25 protein-coding genes are annotated in these 26,050 nt (G+C 70.8%); 12 read left to right on the forward strand and 13 right to left on the reverse strand.

Features of this window, described 5'->3' with window-relative positions; all coding sequences use genetic code 11:
• The first annotated feature begins 53 nt into the window (after positions 1–53).
• A complete protein-coding gene (locus N6H00_RS37950; protein WP_268976439.1) occupies positions 54–917 on the forward strand; it encodes a winged helix-turn-helix transcriptional regulator in 864 nt (287 codons plus the stop codon).
• Between the two features lie 128 nt (positions 918–1,045).
• On the opposite strand, the gene N6H00_RS37955 is transcribed toward N6H00_RS37950, so the two are convergent.
• Positions 1,046–1,807, reverse strand: coding sequence for an SDR family NAD(P)-dependent oxidoreductase (locus N6H00_RS37955; protein WP_268976440.1), 762 nt, complete (start codon positions 1,805–1,807; stop codon positions 1,046–1,048).
• A gap of 253 nt (positions 1,808–2,060) precedes the next feature.
• Here N6H00_RS37955 and N6H00_RS37960 point away from each other — a divergent pair, with 253 nt between their 5' ends.
• Entirely contained in the window at positions 2,061–2,468 is a 408-nt protein-coding gene (locus tag N6H00_RS37960; RefSeq protein WP_268976441.1) for a YciI family protein, read from the forward strand.
• A gap of 361 nt (positions 2,469–2,829) precedes the next feature.
• On the opposite strand, the gene N6H00_RS37965 is transcribed toward N6H00_RS37960, so the two are convergent.
• On the reverse strand, positions 2,830–3,579 hold the full coding sequence (locus N6H00_RS37965) for an SDR family NAD(P)-dependent oxidoreductase (protein ID WP_268976442.1): 750 nt from the start codon (positions 3,577–3,579) through the stop codon (positions 2,830–2,832).
• A gap of 94 nt (positions 3,580–3,673) precedes the next feature.
• On the opposite strand from N6H00_RS37965, the gene N6H00_RS37970 reads away from it, so the two are divergent.
• Together N6H00_RS37970 and N6H00_RS37975 are read left to right on the forward strand one after the other, a co-directional pair.
• Positions 3,674–4,282, forward strand: a complete 609-nt coding sequence (locus N6H00_RS37970; RefSeq protein ID WP_268976443.1) for a TetR/AcrR family transcriptional regulator — start codon at positions 3,674–3,676, stop codon at positions 4,280–4,282.
• Positions 4,283–4,355: 73 nt separating this feature from the next.
• The gene (locus N6H00_RS37975) at positions 4,356–5,096 is read left to right on the forward strand and encodes a class I SAM-dependent methyltransferase (protein WP_268976444.1); all 741 of its coding nucleotides are present in this window, start codon (positions 4,356–4,358) and stop codon (positions 5,094–5,096) included.
• A 147-nt stretch (positions 5,097–5,243) separates the two neighbouring features.
• Here the strand turns inward: N6H00_RS37975 and N6H00_RS37980 are convergent, their stop codons facing one another.
• A complete protein-coding gene (locus N6H00_RS37980) occupies positions 5,244–6,995 on the reverse strand; it encodes a glycoside hydrolase family 35 protein (RefSeq protein WP_268976445.1) in 1,752 nt (583 codons plus the stop codon).
• Between the two features lie 199 nt (positions 6,996–7,194).
• Positions 7,195–8,187: a LacI family DNA-binding transcriptional regulator gene (locus N6H00_RS37985; protein WP_268976446.1), complete on the reverse strand. Its 993-nt coding sequence runs from the start codon at positions 8,185–8,187 to the stop codon at positions 7,195–7,197.
• A gap of 263 nt (positions 8,188–8,450) precedes the next feature.
• On the opposite strand from N6H00_RS37985, the gene N6H00_RS37990 reads away from it, so the two are divergent.
• From N6H00_RS37990 to N6H00_RS38005, 4 genes are all read left to right on the forward strand, one after another.
• Complete coding sequence (locus N6H00_RS37990) at positions 8,451–9,377, forward strand: carbohydrate ABC transporter permease (protein WP_268976448.1); 927 nt, start codon at positions 8,451–8,453, stop codon at positions 9,375–9,377.
• 5 nt (positions 9,378–9,382) lie between these two features.
• Positions 9,383–10,327, forward strand: coding sequence for a carbohydrate ABC transporter permease (locus N6H00_RS37995; RefSeq protein WP_268976449.1), 945 nt, complete (start codon positions 9,383–9,385; stop codon positions 10,325–10,327).
• A 65-nt stretch (positions 10,328–10,392) separates the two neighbouring features.
• Entirely contained in the window at positions 10,393–11,730 is a 1,338-nt protein-coding gene (locus N6H00_RS38000) for an ABC transporter substrate-binding protein (protein ID WP_268976450.1), read from the forward strand.
• A 164-nt stretch (positions 11,731–11,894) separates the two neighbouring features.
• Complete coding sequence (locus N6H00_RS38005; protein WP_268976451.1) at positions 11,895–12,632, forward strand: SDR family oxidoreductase; 738 nt, start codon at positions 11,895–11,897, stop codon at positions 12,630–12,632.
• Between the two features lie 142 nt (positions 12,633–12,774).
• Here N6H00_RS38005 and N6H00_RS38010 read toward each other — a convergent pair whose 3' ends face one another.
• Positions 12,775–13,668 carry an NADP-dependent oxidoreductase gene (locus tag N6H00_RS38010; RefSeq protein WP_268976452.1) on the reverse strand — a complete coding sequence of 298 codons (894 nt, stop codon included), beginning with the start codon at positions 13,666–13,668 and terminating at the stop codon, positions 12,775–12,777.
• Between the two features lie 87 nt (positions 13,669–13,755).
• Between N6H00_RS38010 and N6H00_RS38015 the strand changes: the two genes are divergently transcribed.
• Positions 13,756–14,361 (forward strand): TetR/AcrR family transcriptional regulator, encoded by a 606-nt coding sequence (locus N6H00_RS38015; RefSeq protein ID WP_268976453.1) that lies wholly within the window; start codon positions 13,756–13,758, stop codon positions 14,359–14,361.
• A 154-nt stretch (positions 14,362–14,515) separates the two neighbouring features.
• Here the strand turns inward: N6H00_RS38015 and N6H00_RS38020 are convergent, their stop codons facing one another.
• The 8 genes from N6H00_RS38020 to N6H00_RS38055 all read right to left on the reverse strand — a co-directional run bounded on the left by N6H00_RS38020 (position 14,516) and on the right by N6H00_RS38055 (position 20,624).
• Positions 14,516–14,665, reverse strand: a complete 150-nt coding sequence (locus N6H00_RS38020; protein ID WP_268976454.1) for a hypothetical protein — start codon at positions 14,663–14,665, stop codon at positions 14,516–14,518.
• A gap of 50 nt (positions 14,666–14,715) precedes the next feature.
• A complete protein-coding gene (locus N6H00_RS38025; protein WP_268976455.1) occupies positions 14,716–15,390 on the reverse strand; it encodes an MBL fold metallo-hydrolase in 675 nt (224 codons plus the stop codon).
• 92 nt (positions 15,391–15,482) lie between these two features.
• Positions 15,483–16,391: a class I SAM-dependent methyltransferase gene (locus N6H00_RS38030; RefSeq protein WP_268976456.1), complete on the reverse strand. Its 909-nt coding sequence runs from the start codon at positions 16,389–16,391 to the stop codon at positions 15,483–15,485.
• Positions 16,392–16,425: 34 nt separating this feature from the next.
• Positions 16,426–17,514, reverse strand: a complete 1,089-nt coding sequence (locus N6H00_RS38035) for an NAD(P)-dependent alcohol dehydrogenase (RefSeq protein ID WP_268976457.1) — start codon at positions 17,512–17,514, stop codon at positions 16,426–16,428.
• The gene (locus tag N6H00_RS38040; protein WP_268976458.1) at positions 17,511–18,293 is read right to left on the reverse strand and encodes an aldehyde dehydrogenase family protein; all 783 of its coding nucleotides are present in this window, start codon (positions 18,291–18,293) and stop codon (positions 17,511–17,513) included. The genes N6H00_RS38035 and N6H00_RS38040 overlap by 4 nt, the downstream gene beginning before the upstream one ends.
• A gap of 8 nt (positions 18,294–18,301) precedes the next feature.
• Positions 18,302–19,057 carry a (5-formylfuran-3-yl)methyl phosphate synthase gene (locus N6H00_RS38045; protein ID WP_268976459.1) on the reverse strand — a complete coding sequence of 252 codons (756 nt, stop codon included), beginning with the start codon at positions 19,055–19,057 and terminating at the stop codon, positions 18,302–18,304.
• Positions 19,058–19,305: 248 nt separating this feature from the next.
• Positions 19,306–19,689 (reverse strand): VOC family protein, encoded by a 384-nt coding sequence (locus N6H00_RS38050; protein WP_268976460.1) that lies wholly within the window; start codon positions 19,687–19,689, stop codon positions 19,306–19,308.
• A 104-nt stretch (positions 19,690–19,793) separates the two neighbouring features.
• Positions 19,794–20,624: a helix-turn-helix transcriptional regulator gene (locus N6H00_RS38055; protein WP_268976461.1), complete on the reverse strand. Its 831-nt coding sequence runs from the start codon at positions 20,622–20,624 to the stop codon at positions 19,794–19,796.
• Positions 20,625–20,863: 239 nt separating this feature from the next.
• Here N6H00_RS38055 and N6H00_RS40675 point away from each other — a divergent pair, with 239 nt between their 5' ends.
• The 3 genes from N6H00_RS40675 (at position 20,864) to N6H00_RS38070 (ending at position 26,000) form a co-directional block, all read left to right on the forward strand.
• Positions 20,864–21,358 carry a nuclear transport factor 2 family protein gene (locus N6H00_RS40675; RefSeq protein ID WP_443073161.1) on the forward strand — a complete coding sequence of 165 codons (495 nt, stop codon included), beginning with the start codon at positions 20,864–20,866 and terminating at the stop codon, positions 21,356–21,358.
• Between the two features lie 107 nt (positions 21,359–21,465).
• A complete protein-coding gene (locus N6H00_RS38065) occupies positions 21,466–22,245 on the forward strand; it encodes an SDR family NAD(P)-dependent oxidoreductase (protein WP_268976463.1) in 780 nt (259 codons plus the stop codon).
• Positions 22,246–22,604: 359 nt separating this feature from the next.
• Entirely contained in the window at positions 22,605–26,000 is a 3,396-nt protein-coding gene (locus N6H00_RS38070) for a discoidin domain-containing protein (RefSeq protein ID WP_268976465.1), read from the forward strand.
• Positions 26,001–26,050 lie beyond the last annotated feature (50 nt).

Below are 26,050 nucleotides of genomic sequence, written 5' to 3' on the forward strand. Positions count from 1 at the left end.
TAAGTTCCACGATGAAACAAAGTGAGTTCCGATTGGGAACCTACTATGGGCGCATGAGGATGCACAACGCCGACGAGACATGCGGCATCGCCCAGGCCGCCCTGGTCCTGGGGGACTGGTGGAACGTACTGGTGCTGCGGGAGGTCGCACGCGGACATGTCCGCTTCGACGCACTGGCCACCGAGATCGGCCTGTCCAGGAAGGTGCTCACCGAGCGGCTCGGGCGGCTGGTCGCCCAGGGGGTCCTGCGTCGCAGCCTCTACCAGCGGCGTCCGGTGCGCTACGCGTACCTGCTCACCGACGCCGGGGAGGCGCTGCTGCCCGTGCTCGTCGCCATGCAGGACTGGGGCGACCGATGGGTGCTGGGTGACGGCGACGTCACCGCGACGGCCGCGGTGGACGGCGCCGAGCACGCCAGGGTGCGCGCCCTGGTGGGCACCCGCCTGCCCGAGGGGCTCGAACTGCCCGGCACCGAGGGCACCGACCTGCCCCTCGTCTCACCGGACGCCACGGCGACCGTGCTGTTCACCTACCCCGGCACCGGAGTGGAGTGGGGCGCGATCCCCGGAGCGGCCGGCTGCACGCTGGAGAACCGGCTCTTCAGGGACGCCTGGCCGGACTTCCTGCGCGCGGGGGCGGACGTGCGCGGCATCAGCACCCAACTCTCCCATGAGCAGGCCGAATTCGCCCGCGCCGAGGCCGTCCCGTACCCCCTCCTGTCCGACGCCCGCCACCAGTTGGCCGCAGCCCTGCGGCTGCCGACCTTCCGCGGCGCGGGCCGGCTGCGGCACAAGCGCCTGATCGTCGTCGTCGACGCCCAGCGGACCGTGCGGCACACGCTGTTCCCGGTCGTCGACATCCCGCACGCGGTCGACGAGAGCCTGAGACTGGCCGCGGACTGCGCCCGGAGCGCCTGAGCGGCGCACCGCGCCGGTGACGTGGCGCCAGTGCGGCACCGGTATCCCGGCGGGGTGGCGCAGCGGGCAGGACGCGCCGCCGGGGGACGTTCGTCAGCGCGGCCGTCTTCCTGGAGCGGCCGGTGGAATCACGTGCGCAGATGAGACGCGCCGTTGAGGTCGACGACGGTTCCGGAGGCCCACACCGCCGCGGGGGACGCCAGGAAGTGCACAGCGGCGGCGATCTCCTCCGGGGTGCCCACCCGGCCGAACGGGCTCTCCGCCCGCAGGCGTTCGCCTTCCGCACCGGACAACTTCGCCGCCTGCCGCTCGGTGGCCACGAACCCGGGAGCGACGGAGGTGACCGCGATGCCGTGCGGAGCCAGTGCCACCGCCAGCGACTGGCCGAGTGCGTGGAGCGCGGCTTTGGCCGCCCCGTAGGCCGGGAAGTCGGGTTCCCCCCGGAACGCGCCGCGTGAGCCGACGTTCACGATCGCGCCGCCGGCCCCGCGGTCCACGAGGTGGCGGGCCACGGCCCAGCTCAGATCGGCCGCACCGAGCAGGTTGACCTCGACCATGCGCCGCCAGATCCGCTGCCAGTCCGCCAGCGGGGTGTGCGCGATCGGGTGCCGAGTGTCCGCCGTGGGCGCCACGGCCGCGTTGTTCACCAGGACGTCCACCGTGCCCAGGGCGGCGAGCGCCTCGGCCACCACCCGCTCGGCCGCGCCGGGCTCGCCCAGGTCGGCCTGGAGCAGCGTATGTCCCTCGCCCGGCAACTGCCGCAGGGTCTCCTCGGCATCCGCGCGGCGGCCGGCGTACTGCACCGCGACCCGGTCGCCACCGCGGGCGAAGGCCAGCGCGACGGCCCGGCCGATACCGCGCGAGCCGCCGGTCACCAGTACGCCCCTCATCGGGCGGACACCATCGGCTCGTCACGTTCGTGGGTCGCGGGTCGGTGGGACATCGGCGCTCCTCTCCGGCGGACAGACGCTTGTGGCGTAGGTGTTCCTATGGTGACAGCCCGCCCGCCTGGCCGTGGTCCGGGCCTGGGCCGGACGACCGTTTCAAAAAAATGCGGACGGCGATGTCGAGAATCCGTGACCGGCTCCGTCCCTGTGGTGAACGCGGCCACAATGGGTCGCACCAGCACCGAGGAGAACCACGATGGCCAAGTACTTGCTGCTCAAGCACTACCGAGGCGCCCCGGCTCCGGTCAACGGCGTGCCCATGGACCAGTGGACGCCGGAGGAGGTCTCGGCGCACATGCGGTACATGCAGGACTTCGCGGCCCGGCTCGAGAAGACCGGCGAGTTCGTCGACGGTCAGGCGCTCGCCCCCGAGGGGACGTGGGTCCAGTACGGCGGCGAGGGGCGCCCGCCGGTCACCGACGGCCCGTTCGCCGAGACCAAGGACCTCATCGCCGGCTGGATGGTGATCGACGTCGACAGCTACGAGCGCGCCATCGAGCTGGCCGGGGAGCTGTCGGCGGCCCCCGGGGCGGGCGGGAAGCCGATCCACGAATGGCTCGAGGTGCGTCCGTTCCTGGCCGCGCCGCCCACCATCACGGAGTGACCTCGGCGCGGAACGAGGTCCTGCCGAGGGGAGCCTGACGCCGGTGTGCTCGCCATCCCCGGCCACCGCGGGCCCGCGCCCGCGGTGGCCGGGCCGAGCTTTCTACGAGAAGGTGGCCGCACACGTCATCGGGTACCGCGAGAAGCGGTTCGGAGCGGACTGCCGGACCCGCCTCTACAGAGGACCCTCAACCATCTCGACGTGCCGGACCAGCGCACACCGGCGACCGAGCGCTGGATGACGTTTGCGGCCCCGAGGCCGCTCAGTGGTGCTCGGGGCGGGATAGCCCCCGTGGCGGCCCCCGTCGCCGACGTGCGGGGTGCACACCGGCGACGAGCCGGGCGGGGGTGTCGTCCGCGGGTCAGATCTGGTTCTCGCCGCCGTCGACGTACAGGTTGGCGCCCAGGACGAAGCTGCTTTGGTCGGAGGCCAGGAACGCCACGGCCGCGGCGACTTCCTCCGGGCGGCCCATCCGGCCGATCGCGGCGGTGGTGGCGAGGTGCGCCTTGACGCCGGCCGCGTTCTCCTCGCCGAAGAGGTTCGTGATGGCGGGGGTGTCGATCGGGCCGGGCGAGATCGCGTTGACCCGGATGTCGCGGTCCTTGAGGGTGTTGGCCCAGGTCCGCGCGAAGGACCGGACGGCGGCCTTGGACGCCGCGTACAGGCTGAACTCCTCCCTGCCGTGGTCGGCGGCGGTGGAGGCGTTCAGGATCACCGAGGCGCCGTCGTTGAGCAGCGGCAGCGCCTTCTGCACGGTGAACAGCGTGCCTCGCACATTGACCCCGAAGGTCTGGTCGTAGTCCTCCTCGGTGATCTGCCCCAGTGCCACCAGCGAGGCGGTCGCCGCGTTGGCGAACAACACGTCCAGCCCCTGGCCCCGGGCGCGGACCGTGTCGTACAGCCGGTCCAGATCGGCCAGGTTCGCGATGTCGCCCGCCACCGCCGTGGCCCTCGCCGAGCCGATGGTCTCCACGGCGGCGTCCAGTTCGGCCTTGCGCCGGCCGGTGATGAACACGTACGCGCCCTCGGCCGCCAGCCGTACGGCGGTGGCCAGGCCGATCCCGGTGCTGCCGCCGGTGACGACGGCGGTCTTGCCTTCAAGGTGTCCCATGGGAATGTCCTCCACAAAGTTAAGTACCGATCGGTACCGAACGAGACCGTAGCACTTCCGCACCGGTCAGTACAGAAGAGGTATGATCGAGCGCATGGAGACGCAGCGGAAGGCACCGATCGGCCGGCCGAGAGGATTCGACGCCGATGAGGCCCTCGAACAGGCCGTGCGGGTCTTCTGGGAACGGGGCTACGAAGGCGCCAGCCTCACCGACCTGACCAGCGCCATGGGCATCACCCGCACCAGCATGTACGCGGCGTTCGGCAACAAGGAGGACCTGTTCCGCAAGGCGCTGGAGCGCTACGCCGAAGGCCCCGCCTCGTACGGGGACCGGGCCCTGCGAGAGCCGACCGCCCGGCAGGTGGCCACCGCGTTCCTCAACGGCTCCGTCCGGGCCACCACCCGCCCCGGCTGCCCCACCGGGTGTCTCGGCGTCCAGGCGTCCCTCGCCGCCGGCGACGCCGGACGCACCGCCCGGGACGCCCTCGTCGCCTGGCGCAACGAGGGCACCGCCCGCCTCCGCGACCGGTTCCGGCAAGCCGTCGACGAAGGCGATCTGCCCCCGGACTCCGACCCCGGAGTGCTCGCCCGCTACGTCATGACCGTGGCGAACGGCATCGCCGTCCAAGCCGCCAGCGGCGCCACCCGCGACGACCTCCAGCAGGTCGCCGACGCGGCCCTGCGGAACTGGCCGCCCGTCTGAGGTCCTGCCCGCGGGCGTGGGCGCGCCCCGTTCGCAAGGCCGCGCCGAGCGGCCGGATGGCAGGATGCCGGGCATGACGACAGCCGAGGAGCACGAGAAACACCGCCAGGCGAGCTCGTTCGGTGCCGCGGCGGACGCCTATGAGCGTGGCCGCCCGCCCTATCCGCCGGAGGCGGTGGCCTGGCTGGTGCCCGAGCACGCACGGACCGTGGTCGATCTCGGCGCAGGCACCGGCAAGCTGACCCGCGCGCTGCCGGCTCCGGGCCGGGACGTCATCGCGGTGGAGCCCTCCGCCGGGATGCGCGAGCGGTTCTCCCGAGTCCTCCCTGATGTGCGAGTTCTGGACGGGACGGGGGAAGCGATCCCACTACCGGACGCAAGCGTGGACACCCTGGTCTGCGCGCAGGCCTGGCACTGGGTCGATCCGAGGCGGGCGGTCCCGGAAGCTGCCCGCGTGCTGCGCTCGGGCGGGCGGCTGGGCCTGGTGTGGAACCTGCGGGATGTGTCGGTGCCCTGGGTCGCGGAGCTGGACCGGATCCTGCGCGACTGCGCCGCAGCGCCGACGGAGGACCGGCAGGTGGGACGCCTCGGCACGCCGTTCGGTGCCATCGAACGGCAGGACTTCCGCTGGAGCCATCCGATGACGGCCGGAGAGGTCATGGACATGGTCGCCTCCCGCAGCTACGTGATCACTCTGGAGCCCGCGCCCCGGGAGGAACTGCTGGGACGGGTCCACGCGCTGCTGGACGCCACGTGTCCGCTGGCCATGCCGTATGTGACGGAGTGTTATCGAGCTGAGCTCGGATCGCGTTGACCGGCACACCACCCGGGTCGCCGAAGCGGACCCGACGACGGACGAGGCCGGGCACCCAAGCGGTGCCCGGCCTGTGGGTGTCCGGCCGGTGGGCGTCCGGTCTGTGGGTGTCCGGCCGGTGGGCGTCCGGTCTGCGGGTGTCCGGCCTCACTCCTCGGTCGGACCGAGGTCCGGCGCCGCCCGCAGCGAGACGGTGCGGGCGCGGTGGGCCGCATGCAGTTCCAGGACGACGATCTCGTTCCGGCCGGTACGCAGCACGGGGGCGGGAACGTAGAGGGAGCGCTGCGGGCCGCGCGACCAGTAGCGGCCGAGGGCGAAACCGTTGATCCACGCGTTGCCCTTCGTCCAGCCCGGCAGGTGGAGGAAGGTGTCGGCGGTATCCGACAGCTCGAAGGTGCCGCGATGCAGTGTCGGCCCGACGGGCGTGACCGTCGTCGGGGTGAAGGGCACGCCCTCGAGGCTGTCGAGCGGCAGGGCGCGGCTGCTCCAGCCGAGCAGCTCGGCACCGTCGAGCAGGACCTTGCCCGGCAGGCCCTTGCGGTCGTGGATGCCCGGTCCGTAGTTCACCCGGCCCTGGTTCTCCACCAGCAGGGTGAGAACGCAGCCCGCGCGCGGGACGGTGAAGGCGAGGGTGTGCTCGTGGTTCTCCCGCTCCAGCACACCCACCGGCTGCCCGTCGAGGAAGACCTGGGCGCGGTCACGTACCCGCTCCACCTCCAGCAGCGCGGGGCCGGCGTCGGGCAGCACGGTTTCGTACTGCACGAAGCCGAAGTCCTGGCCCAGCTCCTCCATCGTCAGGGGCCGCTCGGCGGGGGTGGCCGCGCCGAACCCCGGAGCGCAGGAGAGCAGGTCGGCGCTCTCGGGCAACTCCACGCCCTCCAGGGCGAGTTTGGGCCCGTGCGGCGGCACCGGAGCCGCCGGCACCCCGGTGTGCTTGGCGATGACGTCGCGGAACGCGGTGTACTTCTCGGTGGGGTCCCCGGCCTCGTCCAGCGGTGCGTCGTAGTCGTAGGAGGTGACGGTCGGCCGGTAGGTGTGCTTGTCGTTGGCGCCGCTGGTGAAGCCGAAGTTGGTGCCGCCGTGGAACATGTAGAGGTTGACGGAGGCCCCCGAGGCGAGCAGCTCGTCGAGTTCGCGGGCGGCCTGATCCGCGGGGCGGACCACATGGTGACCGCCCCAGCGGTCGAACCAGCCGATCCAGAACTCCGTGGTCATCAAGGGGGCGTCCGGCTGCCGGCCGCGCACGTCCGCCAGATGCTCCGCGGAGCGGCTGCCGAAGTTGACGGTGGCGAGGGTGCCCGGCAGCGCGCCACGCTCCATGTCCGCCGGCTGGTCGCAGGTGAACAGGGGGACATCCACCCCGCAGCGGCGCAGCGTTTCGGCGAGGTGTGCCAGATAGGCGGTGTCGTCGCCGTAGGCGCCGTACTCGTTCTCCACCTGCACCGCGAGGACCGGGCCGCCCTGGCCGGCGAGTCGGGAGCGCAGGGGGGTGAAGAGCTGTGCCAGGTAGTCGTCCACCGCGGCCAGGAACCTGGGGTCGCGGGAGCGCAGCCGGATGTCGGGTTCGTTGAGCAGCCATGAAGGCAGCCCGCCTCCCTCCCATTCGGCACAGATGTAAGGACCTGGCCGAAGGAGCACATGGAGACCTTCCGCCGCGGCGAGGTCGAGGAAGCGCGGCAGATCGAGCGCGCCGTCCATGCGGAAGGTGTCCGGTCGCGGCTGGTGGAGGTTCCACGGGACGTACGTCTCGATGGTGTTCAGGCCCATCAGGCGTGCCTTGCTCAGCCGGTCGGCCCACTGCGCGGGATGGACGCGGAAGTAGTGCAGCCCGCCCGACAGTATCCGGAAGGGCTCTCCGTCGAGCAGAAAGCCGGAAGCGTCTCGGTGAAGTACGGGCATGGCTGCTGGCTCCTAGGTGGCTGGCGGGGGAGGGTTGCGGTCAGTGCGCCGCCCACCCGTGATGTTTGCGTAAACATGAGGGGTCGTGCAAGCCCCCACCATCACCTGGCGAACTGGCCGGGAGGGCCGGGCAACACCGTGCGTCATGCCCCTGGTCGGCCGGCGTCGGCGGCACCGCCGCCCGGCGCGCCCGGCGCCGTCACCGCTGGTCCGGCGGCGGGGCGGTGCTCTCCCGGACGACGAGCCGGGTGGGTACGAGCACCGTGCCGCGCTCCGGCCCGTTCTGCCGCACTTGGTGCAGAACACCTTCCACGCAGCGGCGGCCCACCTCGGCGAAGTCCTGGTGGACCGTGGTCAGTGGGGGCAGGAACGAGCCGGCCTCGGGGATGTCGTCGAACCCGACGACGGACACCTCCTCGGGAACCTTGCGGCCACGCTCGTGCAGGGCCCGCAGGAGGCCGAGTGCCATCTGGTCGTTGGCCGCGAACACCGCGGTGCAGTCGGGCTGCTCCGCCAGGTGGAGTCCCGCGCGGTAGCCCGACTCCGCCGACCAGTCGCCGCGTACCAGCGGTGGTGCCACGCGCCCCGCGTCCTCCAGCGCCGTGCGCCAGGCATCCGTTCGCCGCTGGGCCGCGTACGACTCCTCGGGTCCCGCGAGGTGCCAGACCGTGCGGTGCCCGAGGTCCAGCAGGTGGCGCACGGCGTCCCGGGTCCCGCCCGCCTGGTCCGTGTCGACGACCGTGAACCGGTCGCCGGCGTCCGAGTCCGCGACCACCACCTTCACCTGCGGCGGCAGCGACAGCCGGGCGGCGTCGAGAAGGTGGACCTCCATGATGACGATGACCGCGTCCACCGCCAGCTCGCCCAACCGGGAGAAGGCGCCGCGCACCTCGTCCTGAGTGGGCACCGCGACCGGCAGGAGCGTGACCGCGTACCCCTCGTGCGCGGCCGAGGTGGCGATGGCCTCCAGCGTGCGCACATTGCCCGTCGTCGAGAGGGTGAAGGTGATGACGCCGATCGTGCGGAACTCCCCGCGCTTGAGCGCGCGCGCCGCGCTGTTGGGCCGGTAGCCCAGCTCCTTCATGGCCGCGAGCACCTGTTGACGCGTGCCCTCGGTCACGCCGGCGAAGCCGTTGGAGACCCGGGAGACGGTCTGTGAGGAGACGCCCGCGAGCTGGGCGACGTCCGCCATCGACACGGTCCGCCGTCGGCGTGGGGTGCGGTCCGCGGGCGGTGGTGTGCCTGGTGCCGAGGTGCTCTGGCCTGTTCCGTCCACCGGTTCCTCTTCCGCGTTGCGTGAGCGACCCTTGACCGCCCTCCTGGACGCAGTGTAAACATGCCGCCATCAGATGTTAACGCAAACATCACCCCTGTCCGGCTCCGCCGGTGATCTGCTCGAGCGGCCTGAATGTTTGCGTAAACCCCCGTTGGCGAGGCACGAGCGAGGGACGCGAGATGACGACGCTACAACCGCCGGCGGCCGTGGGGCACCAGTCGGCCGGGCCACCGGCGCGACGGCCGCGCCGGTCGTGGACGGGATGGGGGTTCATCGGCCCGTTCGTGCTCGTGTTCGCGCTGGTCTTCCTGGCGCCGCTGGCGTATTCGATCTACCTGAGCCTGTTCCGGACCCGGCTCATCGGCGGCACGTCCTTCGTCGGCCTGGACAACTACCAGCAGGCTCTCCAGGACGGCCAGTTCTGGGACGGTGTGCTGCGCGTCGGCCTGTTCCTGCTGATCCAGGTGCCGATCATGCTGGGCCTCGCCCTGCTGGTGGCGCTCGCGATCGACAGCGGCCGCCTGTACGGCAAGGACTTCTTCCGGATCTCCGTCTTCCTGCCGTACGCGGTACCCGCCGTCGTCGCGGCCCTGATGTGGGGCTTCATGTACGGCCCGCGCTTCGGGCTGGTCGGCGACATCAACGACGCCTTCGGCGTGCGACTGCCCGACCCGCTCTCCTCCGACCTGATCCTGGCGTCCATCGGCAACATCGTCACCTGGGAATTCGTCGGGTACAACATGCTGATCTTCTACTCCGCGCTGCGGGTCGTCCCGCACTCGCTCTACGAGGCCGCCGAGATCGACGGTGCCGGACAGTGGCGGGTCATCGCGGCGATCAAGCTCCCGGCGATCCGCGGCGCCCTCGTCATCGCCACGATCTTCTCCATCATCGGCAGCTTCCAGCTCTTCAACGAGCCCGCCATCCTGCAAAAACTCGCGCCGAACGCGATCACCACCGACTACACCCCCAACTACTACACCTACTCGCTGTCCTTCTCGGGCCAGCAGCACAACTACTCCGCGACGGTCGCCATCGTCATGGGCGTGATCACCATGGTCGTCGCCTATGTCGTCCAGCTGCGCGGCATGCGCAAGGGAGCGTGAGCGCGATGACGACGAGCAGCGCCACCGACGCACCGCGGCCCACGACCGCACCGAGGCCGATCGCACGTCCGCGCCCGCGCGCACCGCGCCGCCCGCACACCCCGGGCCGCCCCCGGCGCAGCGTCCTGCTGACCGTGCTCACCGGCGTGGTCCTGCTCTACAGCCTCGTACCGCTGCTCTGGCTGGTGATCAGCGCCACCAAGACCCAGCAGGGCCTCGCCCGGTCGTTCGGCCTGTGGTTCGACGGGGATTTCGCCCTCTGGGACAACCTCACCGAGACCTTCACCTACCAGGACGGCGTCTTCGGCCGCTGGCTGCTCAACACCCTCCTGTACGTGGTGGTCGGCGCGGGCGGTGCCACCTTGCTCGCCGTCCTGGGCGGCTACGCGCTCGCCAAGTTCGACTTCCCCGGCAAGCGCGCCGTGTTCGCCGTCGTCATCGGGGCCGTCGCGGTACCCACGACGGCGCTCGCCGTCCCGACGTTCCTGATGTTCAGCAAGCTCGGCCTGACCGACACCCCCTGGGCCATCATCGTCCCCTCCCTCATCTCGCCGTTCGGCCTGTACCTGATGTGGGTGTTCGCCACCGAGGCGATCCCCGCCGAGCTGATGGAGGCCGCCCGGATCGACGGCGCGGGCGAGCTGCGGACCTTCTTCCAGGTCGCGCTGCCACTCCTCGCACCGGGGACCGTCACCGTGCTGCTCTTCACCACGGTCGCGACGTGGAACAACTACTTCCTGCCGCTGATCATGCTCAAGGACCCCGACTGGTATCCGCTGACCCTCGGTCTCGACGCCTGGAACAAACAGGCGGCCACGGCCGGCGGTGAAGCCGTCTTCAACCTCGTCGTCACCGGCTCGCTGCTCACCATCGTGCCGCTGATCGCCGCGTTTCTCCTGCTCCAGAAGTACTGGCAGTCCGGGCTCGCCGCCGGGAGCGTGAAGGAGTAGCCGCCGCGCTGCCCCGCTCCTGGCCCGCACATCCCTGTCGAACCGAATGAAGTGGAAGTACCGCCATGTCCAAGTACTCCCGCCGCCTGCTGCGCGGCCTTGGTCTCGTCTGTGTCCTGGCGCTCGGGGCGACGGCCTGCGGCTCCGACGGCGACAGCTCCGATCAGAAGCGGGTGGACGCCGCTGACATCCGGGCCGCGCTGAAGAAGGGCGGCACCGTGACCGTGTGGGCGTGGGAGCCCACCCTCAAGCAGGTTGCCGCCGACTTCGAGAAGAAGTACCCGAAGGTCGACATCAAGCTGGTCAACGCGGGCACCAACAACGACCAGTACAAGGCCCTCCAGAACGCCATTTCGGCGAAGAAGGGCGTCCCTGACGTCGCACAGATCGAGTACTACGCGCTCGGCCAGTACGCCCTGACGAAGTCCGTCACCGATCTCACGGCGTACGGCGCGGGCAAACTGGCCGGCTCCTACTCGCCGGGCCCGTGGAACGCGGTGCGGTCCGGCGACGGCGTCTACGGCCTGCCCATGGACTCCGGGCCGATGGCGCTGTTCTACAACAAGAAGGTCTTCGACAGGTACGAGATCGCCGTGCCGACGACCTGGGACGAGTACGTCGAGGCCGCCCGCAAGCTGCACAAGGCGAACCCGAAGGCGTACATCACCAGCGACGTCGGTGACGCCGGTCTGACCACCAGCCTGCTGTGGCAGGCCGGTTCGCGCCCGTACAAGGTCGACGGCACCACGGTGGGTATCGACTTCACCGACGCGGGCGCCAAGAAGTACACCGAGACATGGCAGAAGCTGATCGACGAAAAACTCGTCTCGCCCGTCGTGGGCTGGAGCGACGACTGGTACAAGGGGCTGGGCGACGGCAGCATCGCCACGTTGCCCATCGGCGCGTGGATGCCCGCCAACTTCGCGTCCGGTGTGAAGAACGCGGCCGGTGACTGGCGGGTGGCCCCGCTCCCGCAGTGGACGAAGGGGCAGAGCGTGAGTGCGGAGAACGGCGGCAGCTCACTGGCGCTGCCCGCGCTCGGCAAGAACAAGGAACTCGCGTACGCCTTCGTGGAGTACGCCAACTCCGGTGCGGGCGTGCGGACCCGCGTCGAGAACGGCGCGTTCCCGGCGACCACGAAGGACCTGAACGCGTCGTCGTTCCAGGACACCGCGTTCCCGTACTTCGGCGGCCAGAAGGCCAACAAGATCTTCGCCGAGTCCGCGAAGAACGTGCCCGCCGACTGGACGTACCTGCCGTACCAGGTGTACGCCAACTCGATCTTCAACGACACCGTCGGCAAGGCCTACGTCTCCGACAAGAAGCTGGCGGACGGCCTGGACGCGTGGCGCGAGGCGTCCGCCAAGTACGGCTCGGAGCAGGGCTTCACCGTCGAGAAGTAATACATGGAGCCGCGGTACGCCCGGTTGCGTCACCGGCCGAGGCTCGCGCCCTCGACTTGCTAACCGGAGACTCCTCCACTTAGTCTCGAGTCAAGTGGGGGCGCCTCCGGTTCGCTGTGGGTCGGCCCGACGACCTGTGCGCACACCGTGAAAGGAAGCTGGTCATGTCAGGTATCGAGGGCAAGGTCGTCGCGATCACGGGCGCCAGCAGTGGCATCGGCGAGGCGACGGCGATCCACCTCGCCGAACACGGGGCCCACCTGGTGCTCGGAGCCCGGCGGGAGGACCGGCTGAACGCGGTGGTGGACCGGATCACGGCGAAGGGCGGTTCGGCCGTCGGGGTCGTCGTCGACGTGACGCGCCGCGAGGACCTGAGGCGCCTGACGGACACGGCGGTCGGCCGCTTCGGCCGGCTCGATGTCCTGGTCTCCAATGCCGGCACCATGGCGATCTCGCCGTTCGACGAGTTGCGCCAGGACGACTGGGACGCCATGGTCGCCACCCACATCACCGGCCTGCTGAACGGCATCGGGGCGGCACTGCCCATCTTCCGGCGGCAGCGCTCCGGCCAGTTCGTCAACGTCGCCTCCACCGCGGCCTACGTGGTGAAGTCTCCCCAGGCCGTCTACGCGGCCACCAAGACGGCGGTGAAGGTGCTGACCGAGGGCCTGCGGCAGGAGTCGGGGCCCGACCTGCGGGTCACCCTGGTCTCGCCGGGGTTCACCAACACGGAGGGCGTGGGCAAGGGAGCGAGTCCCGAAGCGGCGGCGGCCGCCGTCCGGCAGCGCGACGAGATCGCCATGCCGCCCTCCGCCGTCGCCTCCGCCATCGGGTACGCGATCGAGCAGCCCGACGGCGTCGACATCAGCGAGATCGTCGTCCGGCCCACCGTGCAAGCCTGACGGCGACGCGGCCGGGAAGACCGTCGCCGTCCGCACGGCCGCTGCCGGCCTCGTGTCCGAGCACCCCGGGCCGGGAGCCGCCGGCCGGCCTGGAGGCCGGCGGCGTCCTCGATTCCCGCTCGCGGACGCCGCCGGCCGGCTTTCACACGACGATGACCCGGCGCCCGCGCGTATGACCGGCGTGGCTGTCGATGTGCGCCGCCGCGGCCTCGGCGAGGGTGTAGGACTTCTCGACCGGGATGTGGAGCTTGCCCCGTGAGATGAGGTCGACGGCCTCGGCGAGCGCGTCCGGCACGCTCCCGGCGACGCCGGAGAATCGGACACCGGATTCCGGCGCGTCGAGATCGGCGATGGAGATCACCTTCTGCGGATCCCCGGTCAGCTCGACGAGCTCGCGGATCACGCCCGAGCCGGCCAGATCGAGTGCCGCGTCGACCTGGCCGAGCTGCCGCACCCGCTCGACCCAGCCCTCGCCGTACGTCGTGGCGAGGGCACCCAGGCTGCGCAGGTAGTCCTGGTTCGCGGCCCCGGCCGTGCCGATCACCGTGATGCCGCGGTCGCGGGCGATCTGCAGCACCGCCGATCCGACTCCGCCGGACGCGCCGCTGACCAGCAGCGTCTGCCCGGACCGCACACCGACCTCGCGGATGATGCGCAGCGCGGTCTCCACCACGGAGGGGTACCCGGCCGCCTCTTCGAAGGTCAGGCCCTCGGGCATACGGGCCCAGGCCGACAGCACGGCGAACTCGGCATAGGTGCTCGCGCCCTCGCCGAACACCTGGTCGCCGATCTCGACCCCTTCGACGCCCGCGCCGACCTCGTCCACCACCCCGGCGGCGTCCAGCCCGACCCCGGAGGGCAGCTCGGTCGGATGGGCGCCGAGGACCTGGCCTTCCCGGATCCTCCAGTCGACGGGGTTCACGCCCGCCGCCCGCACGGCGATGCGTACCTGACCGGGGCCCGCGTGGGGCTCCTCGGCGTCTATGAGTCGCAGCACGTCCGGACCGCCGAATTCGGCGAAGCTCACTTTCTTCATGCGGCCGACCGTAGCACTAACCGTTAGTGTTTAAAAACAGGTAGGGTTTAAGAACCGATACGCCTTTGTGTCTGATAGCATCAGGGAATGACCGTGCCGCCCGGACGCCGTGAGCGTAAGAAGGCCGCGACCCGTCAGAAGATCGCCGACACCGCCCTGCGGCTCTTCCTGGAACGCGGGTACGACGCGGTGGGCATCCGTGACGTGGCCGCTGAGGCCGACGTGGCCGTCACCACGCTCTTCTCCCACTTCGCCTCGAAAGAGGCCCTGGTGTTCGAGCAGGACCAAGACTTCGAGCAACGCCTGACGCAGGCGGTCACCGGCCGGGCGCCGCACGAGCCGCTCATGCCCGCGCTGCGGCGCGAGATCCAGGCCCTGGTGCGGCACTGCACGGCGGACAGCGCCGCCCCGATCTGGCGCATGGTCGACGCGTCACCCGCCCTGCGGGAGTACGAGGAGTCGATGCGGCTGCGCCACGCGGACTCGCTGGCAACGGCCATCGCCGCTGATCCCGACCTGGCGCAGACCACAACGGCCTGCCGGACGATCGCGAGGTTCGTGATCGACGCCTATTCGCTGGCCCGGGAGGCGGCCGATCCCGAGGCCGCGGTGGACGAGATCTTCAAGATGATCGAGGCGGCCTGGGAGGTCGCCTGCCGCTCCGGGAACTCCACCGGCGCGGCCGGAGCGTAGTCAGCGCTCGATCCCGCCCGGCCCCGTTTCGCCGACGATCCGTACCGTGCGGCGGAGATGCCCACGGATCGCGCGGAACGAATACGCGCGATCCGTCAGGACGGCCGCCGGCCGGGCCCGAGGTCTACCCTGGCACAGCTCGAGCGCGGGCGCGTCAGGTGAAGAGTGACATGTAGGACGAGGCGAGGCCGGAGGCCAGCCAGAACGATCCGAGCGCGATACCGATGATGATCAGTACGGCCAGCGCTCTGTCTATCTTCTCCGCCAGTGGGGACGGCGGCCGGGGATCCAGGTCGTAATTCATCCGTCCAACGTAAGACAACACGGAGGTGTGCGGGGTGGCTTGGGCAAGTTTTATGTGGCTGCGGCCGTGGACGCGCCGTGCAAGGCGGACGCGGCGTTACGGGTGATCGGCTCACCGTGGCCGAACACCGCCGTGTCGACGTCGAGCTCGGCCAGTCGGCGCAACGACTCCATGGCCCGGACCCGGTCGGTGTTGAAGACGCCCAGCATGGCCCGACCGACGTTGGCGACCGCGTCGCCGGTGAACACAACCCGTGGACCGGGCAGGTGGAGCGCGATCGACCCGTCCGTATGGCCGGGCACCGCGACCACCACCGCCCCGCCGCCGAACGCCAGCACATCGCCGTCCTCGACCTCGTGGTCAACTCGGCACGGCGGAGCCGGCGGCAGCGGCGGAAGCGCCGCTTTGATCGGTACCTCGAACTGCTCCAGTACCGGTGGCGCCCCGACCGCCTCCCCTCGGATCACCGGAGCCTCCAGCCGATGCGCGACCACCTCGGCTCCGTGCCGGTTGGCCAGTTCGGCCGCCGAGCCGGTGTGGTCCTCGTGCCAGTGCGTCAGCACGATGCGCCGCAACGCACCGTCCAGTGCTCCTTCGATCTCCGCCGCGCGGTCAGCCGTCCCGGTGTCGATGAGGGTCAGCTCGTCGCCGTCCTGCCACAGATAGGCCGACCCCACGGGGAAGCGCAGCATGCGCAGTGCCGGTAGTACCTCGATGATCTCCATACGACACAGCGTGCCCGGCCGGCCCGGCGGTCGTGCGGCTCTTAGCTGAGGGCCGATCAGCGGCGCTCACACCGGCCGCCCTGACGGCAGCGTCACGGCCGGGGCTTGGTCGCGAACACCCACCGGTTGCCCTCCAGCGCGTCGTTCTGCTCGGGCAGTGGGCCGCATCCGTGCCGGCGGGTGAAGTCGAAGGGGGTGTGGACCGATGTGGACCAGCCCTTGCCCGCCAGATCACCTGCGGAGTCGGGCCGCTGCTCGCCACTGAACAGGTCGAGCAGGTCGATGCCGATCTGGCGTTTCGTCGAGGTGTAGAGCGGGCTGTCGCGGTAGTCCAGCAGGTCCTTTTCCAGCTTGGCCTCGAACGCCAGAGCGCTTCCTCCCGCGCTCAATCCGTCCACCGTGTCGATGAGGTACTTCTCGGCGGCGTTCGGCAGGTAGAACAGCAACCCCTCGGCCAGCCAGACGCTCGGCGCGGTCGCGTCGAAGCCGGCGTCGGTCAGCGCGCCGACCCAGTCGGCGCGCAGATCGATCGGGATCGGCACGCGCGCTGCCTTCGGGGTGGCCGACAGTCCGCCGAGCACCTTGTGCTTGAACGCCAGCACGCCTTCGCGGTCGATCTCGAAGATCACGCACCCGGAAGGCCAGTCGAGGCGGAACGCCCGCGCGTCCAACCCCGCCCCGAGCAGAACCACTTGGCGGGCGCCCTGCGGGTGCACCGACCGGAGGAGAAAGTCGTCGAGGACCCTCGTCCGCAGACCGAAGTAACGCGCGAATCGCCCCCACAGCGGGTTCGCGTCTCCGTCCGCGGCCTGTTCTATGCGGACCGGCCAGCCCGCGGACGCCGGTGCGGCGCGCACGAAGTGCTCCGCGTAGACGTCCCGTGCCAGGCTGTCGTGGCGGTGGGTCTCGATCGCCCGTGCCGCGGCGACCATGAGGGCGGTCAGACCGACACCCCCTTCCACACCCTCCACACCGGCGTTGCGATGTGCCGTGCCGACCATGTGTCCTCCCTTGAGGCGAGCAGAGACGTAAAGATCACGGAACCAGGACGGGTTTGACCACGCGGCCCGCCTCGCAGTCGCGTTCGGCCTTGTTGATGTCGGCGAGCGGGTACGTACGGATCAGCTGGTCGAAGGAAAACCGTCCGGCCTGCCACAGTCCGATCAGCCGTGGAATCAGCAGTCCCGGCACCGCGTCCCCCTCACAGATGTGGGAGATCCTGCGGCCCCGGTCCAGTGTCCCCGGTTCGAGCGGCAGCGCGGTGTGGAGCCGTGCCACCAGGCCGAGGTGGCCGGTGGGGCGCAGGGCCGACAGCGCGTTGTTGATCAGCTGGGCGGAGCCCGTGGTGTCCAGCGCGTACTGCGCGCCGCCGTCGGTCAGTCGCCGGATGCGGTCGGGCAGGCCAGCCGATGCGGCGTGCAGCGGGACCGCGCCGAACCGCTCGGCGAGGGCCAGCCGTTCGGGGTGCCGGTCGACGGCCACGGCCACCGCCCCGGCGGCGGTGGCCGCCATCACCGCGGCCAGGCCCACCGCTCCCGCGCCGAAGACCGCGAAGCTGTCGCCGGGGCCGACGCCGAAGGAGTTGAGGACCGCTCCGGCACCGGTGAGGAAGCCGCAGCCGAGCGGTCCGAGGAGTGCGATGGGCAGCGAGGGATCGACCCGGACGGTGTTGCGGGCCGAGACCAGCGCGTACTCGGCGAACGAGGACTGGCCGAACCACCGGGGGGCCAAGGCGCCCCCGGCCGCGTCGGTGAACCGCGCCGCCTTCTCCGCGCGCCCTCCGAAGAGGTTGAGCGAGGCGAAGGAGTCACAGTAGGCGGGGGCCGCGCCCACGCAGTTCCGGCAGTGTCCGCAGGAGTCGAAGCTCAGCACGACATGGTCGCCGACGCTCAGGCCGGTGTCCGGGCCGCCCGTCTCCACCACGACCCCGGAGCCCTCGTGGCCGAGCACCGCCGGCAGCGGTGAGCGGCCCGCCGAACGCCGTACCGCGAGATCGGTCCGGCACATCCCGCAGCCCGCGATCCGGACCAGGACCTCGCCGTCGGCCGGGCCCGCGTGCAACATCACCTCCTCGACGGTGAATCGGCTCTCGTACGAGCGCAGTACCGCCGCACCGAACCTCATCGGCCCGCCTCATCCGGACGGTGCACGGAGAGTTCGGCGTCATGGTTGATCCACGCCGTCCCGCACACCAGCCGGTCGGCCACCGCCTCGGCCCGGTCGAGATCGGCTCCCCAGACCGAGCCGCCCAGCCCGAAGCCGGTGCCGTTGGCCCGCTCGACCGCTTCGTCGAGACTCCCGTACGGCAGCACCGGAAGGACCGGACCGAGCTGCTCCGCCACCACCACCGGGCTGTCGGGCGGGACATCGGCCAGGATCGTCGGGGCGAAGAAGCAGCCCGGCCGGTCCAGCCGGTGGCCACCGGCCACGGCCCTGGCACCGTCCGCCAGGGCCTGGGCCGTACAGTGCTCGACCCGGGCCAGGTGCGCGGAGTTGTTGACCGGCCCCGGCTCCGAGCCCGCCTCGAGCCCGGGGCCGACGACGACGGACTTCGCGCGCCGCGCCAGGGCCTGGACCACCTCGGAGTGGAGCCGGACCGGGGCGTAGCCGCGCTTGACCGCCATGCAGACCTGCCCGCAGTTGCGGAACGCCGCCCAGAACAGCCGGTCCGCGATCCGCTCCACCTCCACGTCCGCGTCGGCTGCCGCGAGCAACGCCATGGTGCGGGCGACGGGGTCGGCCCGCCGGCCGAGCCAGGCCGCGTGGGCCCGGTCGACGACGGCGTCCAACTCGTCCGGCCGCTGGTCGGGAGCCTCGTCGAAGGCCGCGCCCGTCGCCGGATCGAGGACGGCGAAGCGCTTGCCGCGGGTCCTGCGCGGGTGATGTGACCGACCTGTCGGCATGCCGGCGGTCAGCTCGCGGCCGCGACGGCAGCCGCGCGTTCCCGGGCGTGCCGGTCCATCTCCGCCCGGAAAGCGGCCACCAGCCGTGGCTGAATCCTGCCGGCGTTGCGGTCGCCCCCCTCGCAGACCGCCCCGCGCACCCCCACGATGTCCGTGCCGATACGGGTCAGCGCGCCGAGGTCCGCCGCTGTGACGCTGCCCGCGAGGGCGGCGAGCAGACCCGCCTCGTGGGCCAGCCGGACGAACTCCGCGCAGACATCGGGCGGAACGTGGTCGAACAGCCGTGTCCCGTCCTTGATCGCGGTGTCGAGCATGGCCGCGTCGGAGCCGGAGCGGCGGGCGATGTCGGGCAGCGCGAGCGGGTTGACGCAGCCGATCCGGTGGGCGTCGGCATAGCCGGAGGCGACGACGAACGCGTCCGGCCGGTAGTCCTTCACCGCCCGGACGACCCCTTCCATGACCTCGACGGCCTGTTCGGGCGTGGTGCATCCGTAGAGGCCGACCTTGATGTACGTGGCTCCGGAGACCGCCGCGCCGAGCGCCGCCTGGGCCACCGTGCCGGGCTTGTACGGTACGTCTCCCACGGTGGCGGACACCGGCTTGTCCGCCGGGACCGCGTCGCGGATCTCCCGGATGACCCACGGGAAGTTCGCGCCGAGCGAGCCCTCGTCGGGCCTTTTGACATCGACGATGTCGAGGTGCTCCGCCGCCTTTGCGCAGTCGAGGGCCTCCTCGACGCTGTCCGGGGAGATGAGAAGCAACAACGTGTATTCCTTCCACCGCGTGTCCGCCTGCCAGGGGCAGGCGTGCGGAGTCGACGGGATCACGTGCGGTCTGCTCATCATTGCCGCGGCCCGTGACCATCGGCAGGGCGCGCGGAGTGTGGCAGGGGGTCATTGCCGGACGTGTCCGCGCCCCCCAGCGCGCCGTCTACGCCGGTCAGAACCAGCCGCACCCGGTGTGCCCGTTGCCACATCGTCGGCCGAGCGGCTCGGCGCCGGGAGGCACGTGGTCACACAGGCTTGAGCCGGGTGTGCAGAAGGCAGAATTCGTTGCCTTCCGGGTCGGCCAGGACATGCCAGTTCTCGGCGCCGGTCTGGCCGACGTCGGCGGGCCTGGCGCCGAGCGCGAGCAGCCGCTCCAGCTCGGCGTCCTGGTCGCGGTCGGTGGCGTTGACGTCGATGTGCAGTCGGAGCTGCCCGGTCCGCGGGGTGCTGCTGGGGCTGAGGACGAGGGTGGGCTGCGGGCCGCCGAAGCCGGTGTCGGGTGGCCCGATCTCGATGCTTCCGTCGTCCTCCCGGCCGAGTTCGACGTAGCCGAGGACCTCACTCCAGAACGCGGCGAGCCGCTCGGGGTCGGCGGCGTCGATGACCAGCTCACTGATGCGGCATGCCATGCCCGGCAGTGTACGGACAACACCCCGGAAGTCGATGGCCGGCCGTGCGCCGGGGCAGGCGGCCGCCACCGGCCGAGCGGCCGCTTCATTGCGGCGGTGGGCGGTCATTCGGCCAGCAGCTGCGTCCCGATCACGTCCAGGAGTGCCAGGCGGTCGGCGTCTTCGGTGCCGGGCTGGGCCGTGTAGATCATGATGCGCAGATCGCTGGCGGCGACGCTGAGGACGTCGCAGTCCAGGGTCAGGGCGCCGACCTGGGGGTGGTCGATGGTTTTGCGAGCGGCTGGGTGCTCGCTCACGGCGCCGGATTCCCACAGGTCGTTGAAGCGGGCGCTGGTCCGGCGCAGTTCGGCGATGAGGGATGTGAGATCCGGGTCGTCGGGGTAGCGGCCGGCGGTGCGGCGCAGATCGGCGACGTGTGCTGCCTGGAGCGCGCCCTTGGACTCGGGGGTGTCGCGCACACGGCTGTGCGGGTTCACGAAGTTGCGCCAGACCGCGTTGAGATCGTTGCCCTGCCATTCCCCCATGAGTGCCGTGTAGAGGGGATTGGCGAGCAGCTGGGTCCAGGCGGCGTCGAAGACGGCGACCGGGGTGCCGGTCAGCCGGTCCAGCATGCGGTGGATACCGGGCGTGATGTGGCGCGGGATCGTGCCGGGGCCCGGCACCGCGAGGCCGGCCAGGTGGAAGAAATGGGCTCGTTCGTCCTGGGTGAGTCGCAGGGCGCGGGCCAGGGCTTCGACGACCTGGGGTGAGGGGTTGGCAGCGCGTCCCTGCTCCAGCCGGATGATGTAGTCGGCGGAGATGCTGGCCAGCTGGGACAGTTCCTCGCGGCGCAGTCCGGCGGCGCGCCTGCGTCCGCCCGTGGGCAGGCCGACGGCCTGGGGCGGGACGCGATCGCGCCAGTGGCGCAGGGCCGCACCGAGTTCTGTGGTCGCCATGTCCTCGATTGTGACAAGAGAGCCGTTCGCCTGTCCTGGTACCGCCATTCCCAGGAAAACGGGTCCACTCGCTACCCAGGCGTTTCCGGCCGACCGTGGAGGCATGACACAGACGCAACCGCCCGCACGGCCCGTCGTGGGGTTCACCGGGCTGTTCACCGGGCCGGGGGACCAGGGCCTGCCCATGGCCACCCCGCGATCGCCGAAGCGCCGGCTGCCGCCTGCGACCTCGGCTGCCGGTGCGTACGCGCCGACGGCGGCGTCCTGGAACACACCGGAGCCGGGACCGCGGCCGGTACGGGGAGACGGCCGCCTGCTTCGCCGATGTCCCCACCGTCGAGATCAGCTGGTCAACCGGGAGCGGTGCCGACTTCGTACGCTGGACCCGTGCCATGGCCGGGCGCGGCGATCGCGGCGACCGAGCGGTGCACCGGCTCGGTCCGGCTGCGATCCGCATCGACGGTGGCCGGGCCCTGGCCGAGCTGCCACTGACCACTGACCATCGAGTGGCGCATCGACATCGACGGTGCGCATCGACATCGACGGTGCGCACGCGGACCTGGCCTCCGCCTGCCGCCGCCCCACGAGAGGGACACCCACCTCGTCCCGGTGCTGCCCGGCACCCGGCTCGCCGTCGGCCCGGCCGAGCCGGTCGGCCACCGGCCGTCCCACCGACACCTGGCCTGGTACCTGCCCCGCCGGGGCCACAGCGTCGGCGATCACCACCTCGGTGACGACCGGCCCGAGGCCGCGTCGCCGAGCGGTACCGCGCCGAACACACCTGGCTCCACCAGAGTCGCACCCCGGCCGCATCGGCCGATCCCTGAAAGGAACAGCACTCATGAGCAAGCTCGCCCTCGTCACCGGCGCCACCTCCGGCATCGGCGAGGCATTCGCCACACGCCTCGCCACGGACGGCTACGACCTGATCATCGTGGGCCGCAACAAGGACCGCCTCGAGAAGTTCGCCGCCGACCACCCCGGCGTCACCATACGCACCGTCGCAGCCGACCTGTCCACCGACGACGGCGTCGACACCGTCGCCGAGATCTGCGCCGGCGAGCCGCTGACCATGCTCGTCAACAACGCCGGCGTCGCCCACTACATGCCGGTGGCCGAGCTGCCCGCCGACAAGGCCCGCGAACTCGTCCACGTCAAGGTCGTCGCCCCCACCATGCTCACCCGCGCCGCCGTCGCCGGTATGCAGGAACGCGGCGAAGGAAAGATCATCAACGTGGCCGGGATGATCGCCTTCAGCGGTCCCGCCGACACGTCCGTCATGCCCCGCCGCGCCGTCTACGCCGGCACCCTGGCCCACCTCGTCGCCATGTCCCAGACCCTCAGCGCCGAGCTGGCGGACACCGGCGTCCAGGTCCAGGTCCTGTGCCCCGGCGTCGTCGCCACCGAATTCCACTCGCGCCAGGGCCTCGACCTGAGCGCCGTACCCCGCATGAGCGCCGAGGACGTCGTCACCGCCGGCCTGCGCGGCCTCGAACTCGGCGAAGTCGTCTGCGCCCCCGGTGTCGAAGACGCCGCCCTCCTCGACGCCGTCTTCCAGGCCGACCTCGCCGCCTTCGGCGGACAGAGCCCCGCACTCGCCTCCCGCTACCGGACCAACTGAACCGCTCCGCCCCGCCGATCCCTGTTCGCCCCTTTGCCCTTTGCCGTGTGTGTCCGCCCATGAACGTCCCGGCGGAGCGGCCCATCAAAGTACGTACCAAGCCGTTGACAAAGTTGAAACGGAGTAGAAATCTGTCAAGGCAATGCAAAAGATGAACGAAATCACTTAACTCTTGTACTGCGGCTGGCTCGGTTTCACCACGGCATCGTCTTGGCCTTGCCGAACACTTTCATCGTTCACCCGGCGCACCGGTCCCTCATGCCTCCGTGATCCCTGCCCCGAGAGGTCCTGCGCGTCGGCGGACAGCGGGTCGCGGGGCCGGTTGCGGGCGCTCAGGGGAAGGGAACGAGAGGGGCCTCATGAACAGAAGACATCACGGTCGGCGGTGGTCCGCCGGGCTTGTGCTGGCGGGTCTGCTCACGGTCGGGCTGCTGCCCGTGACAGCCCATGCCGCGGAGGGAACGAACTTGGCGCTGGGCAGGCCGGTGACGGCCAGTGGGGCGCACGGCTCGTACCCGGCGAGCAATGTCACCGACGGCAGCCAGGCCTCCTACTGGGAGGGTCCCGCGGGCTCGTTCCCACAGTGGGTGCAGGTCGACCTCGGGAGCAAGGCGGACATCGACGAGGTGGTGCTGAAGCTCCCCGCGTCGTGGGAGTCGCGCACCGAGGCCGTAACGGTCCAGGCCGGCACCGACGGCAAGGACTTCACCACCGTGGTGGCGGAGGCGCGCAAGGAGTTCGCGCCGTCGTCCGGCAACACCGTGGCGCTCGACGCCACGGCCCAGGCACGGTACGTGCGGGTCCAGGTGACCGGCAACACGGGCTGGAACGCCGCCCAGCTCTCCGAGATCGAGGTGCGCGGGGAGGCCGGCGGGGAGAACCCCGGGGACCCGCCCCCGGGCACCAACCTGGCTCTGCGCAAGCCGATCGAGGCGTCGTCGACCACCCAGAACTACGTCGCGGGCAACGCCAACGACGGCAGCACCTCCACCTACTGGGAGGCGAGCGGCCAGTCCTCGACGCTGACCGCGAAGCTCGGCGCCGACGCCGATCTGACCGGCGTCGTCGTCAAGCTGAACCCCGATGCCGCCTGGAGCACCCGGTCGCAGAGCATTCAGGTGCTGGGACGGCCGGCCGGGGAGTCCGGGTTCACCTCGCTGAAGGACCGGGCCGACTACACCTTCAGCCCGTCGCAGAACAAGAACACGGTGACCATCCCGGTCACGGGCCGGTACGCGGACGTACGCCTGCAGTTCTTCGGCAACACCGGCGCCGGCGGAGGCCAGGTCGCCGAGTTCGAGGTCGTCGGCGCGGCCGCACCCGCCCCCGACCTGACCGTCACCGACCTCGCCTGGTCGCCCGAGTCGCCCTCCGAGGCGGAGGCGGTCACCGTCGAGGCCACGGTCCGCAACGTTGGAACGGCCGCCGCGCCCGCGACCACGGTGAACGTCAGCCTCGAGGGCGCGGTCGCCGGCAGCGGCGCCGTCGACGCGCTCGCACCGGGCGCGTCGGCGAAGGTGCCGGTCAAGGTCGGCAAGCGGCCCATGGGCAGCTACAGCGTCTCCGCCGTCGTCGACCCGACCGACACGGTCGTCGAGCTCGACAACACCAACAACAGCCGCAACGCCGCCTCGAAGCTGGTCATCGGCCAGGCCCCCGGACCGGACCTGGAGGTCACCGGCATCACCACCAACCCCTCCAGCCCGGCCGTCGGCGCCAAGGTCACCTTCACCGTCGCCGTGCACAACAGGGGCACCACCGCGGTGCCCGCCGGATCGGTCACCCGGCTCACCGTCGGCGACACCACGCTGAACGGCACCGCGGACGCCATCCCGGCCGGTGACACGGCCACCGTGGCGATCAGCGGCGACTGGACCGCCACCAGCGGGGGAGCGGCGCTCACCGCGACGGCCGACGCCACCGGCACCGTCGCCGAGACCAACGAGGACAACAACACCTTCGCCCGCTCCCTGGTCGTCGGACGCGGCGCCGCCGTGCCCTACATCGAGTACGAGGCGGAGGACGGCCGGTACGACGGCACCCTGCTGAAGACGGACGCCAAGCGCACCTTCGGGCACACCAACTTCGCCACCGAGTCCTCCGGGCGCTCATCGGTCCGGCTCGACTCCACCGGCCAGTACGTGGAGTTCACCTCCACCACGCCGGCCAACTCCATCGTCGTCCGCAACTCGATCCCGGACGCGGCGGGCGGCGGCGGCAGGGAGGCGACCATCAGCCTCTACGCGGACGGCAAGTTCGTCCGCAAGCTCAACCTGTCCTCCAAGCACAGCTGGCTGTACGGCACGACCGACGACCCGGAGGGCCTGACCAACCGGCCCGGCGGCGACGCCCGGCGACTGTTCGACGAGTCCAACGCCCTGCTCACCGAGACCTATCCGGCGGGTACCAAGTTCCGGCTCCAGCGGGACGCCGGTGACGACGCGTCCTTCTACGTCATCGACCTGATCGATCTGGAGCAGGTCGCGGCACCGGCCGCCAAGCCCGCCGACTGCGTCTCCATCACCGACTACGGGGCCGTGCCCAACGACGGCATCGACGACGCGGACGCCATCCAGCGCGCCGTCACGGCGGACCAGAACGGCGAGATCCCCTGCGTGTGGATCCCCGCGGGCCAGTGGCGCCAGGAGAAGAAGATCCTGACCGACGACCCGCAGAACCGGGGCCAGTACAACCAGATGGGTATCCGGGACGTCACCATCCGCGGCGCCGGTATGTGGCACTCCCAGCTCTACTCGCTCATCCCGCCCCAGGAAGCGGGCGGCATCAACCACCCCCACGAGGGCAACTTCGGCTTCGACATCGACGACAACACCAAGATCTCCGACATCGCCATCTTCGGCTCCGGCACCATCCGCGGCGGCGACGGCGGCGCCGAGGGCGGTGTCGCGCTCAACGGCCGCTTCGGCAAGAACACCAAGATCACCAACGTGTGGATCGAGCACTCCAACGTCGGCGCCTGGGTCGGCCGCGACTACTCCAACATCCCCGAGCTGTGGGGACCGGGCGACGGCCTGGAGTTCAACGGCGTACGGATCCGCAACACCTACGCCGACGGCGTCAACTTCACCAACGGCACCCGCAACTCGACCGTATACAACTCCTCCTTCCGCAACACCGGCGACGACGCGCTCGCCGTGTGGGCCAACAAGTACGTGAAGGACACCTCCGTCGACATCGGCCACGACAACCACTTCCGCAACAACACCATCCAGCTGCCCTGGCGGGCCAACGGCATCGCGATCTACGGCGGCTACGGCAACACGATCGAGAACAACCTGGTCTCCGACACCATGAACTACCCGGGGATCATGCTGGCCACGGACCACGACCCGCTGCCCTTCTCGGGCCAGACGCTCATCGCGGGCAACGGCCTGTACCGCACGGGCGGCGCGTTCTGGGGCGAGGCGCAGGAGTTCGGCGCGATCACCCTGTTCGCCCAGGGACAGGACATCCCGGGGGTCACGATCCGCGACACGGCCATCCACGACTCCACCTACGACGGCATCCAGTTCAAGACGGGCGGCGGCGCGCTGCCCGGCGTCCAGATCAAGGACGTCACCATCGACAAGTCCAACAACGGGTCCGGAATCCTCGCGATGGGCGGGGCGCGCGGCAGCGCCACCCTGACGAACGTGACGATCACCAACTCGGCCGAGGGTGACGTGGTGAAGGAGCCCGGCTCGCAGTTCGTGATCAACGGCTCCGCGAACCGGTCCTCCGCATCGCGCGACTGAGCGCTGTGCCACCGGGTGCGCCGACTCCGGCCGGCGCGCCCGCTCCCCCC

This window comes from Streptomyces sp. S465 (assembly GCF_026898115.1).
Classification (GTDB): Bacteria; Actinomycetota; Actinomycetes; order Streptomycetales; family Streptomycetaceae; genus Streptomyces; species Streptomyces luomodiensis.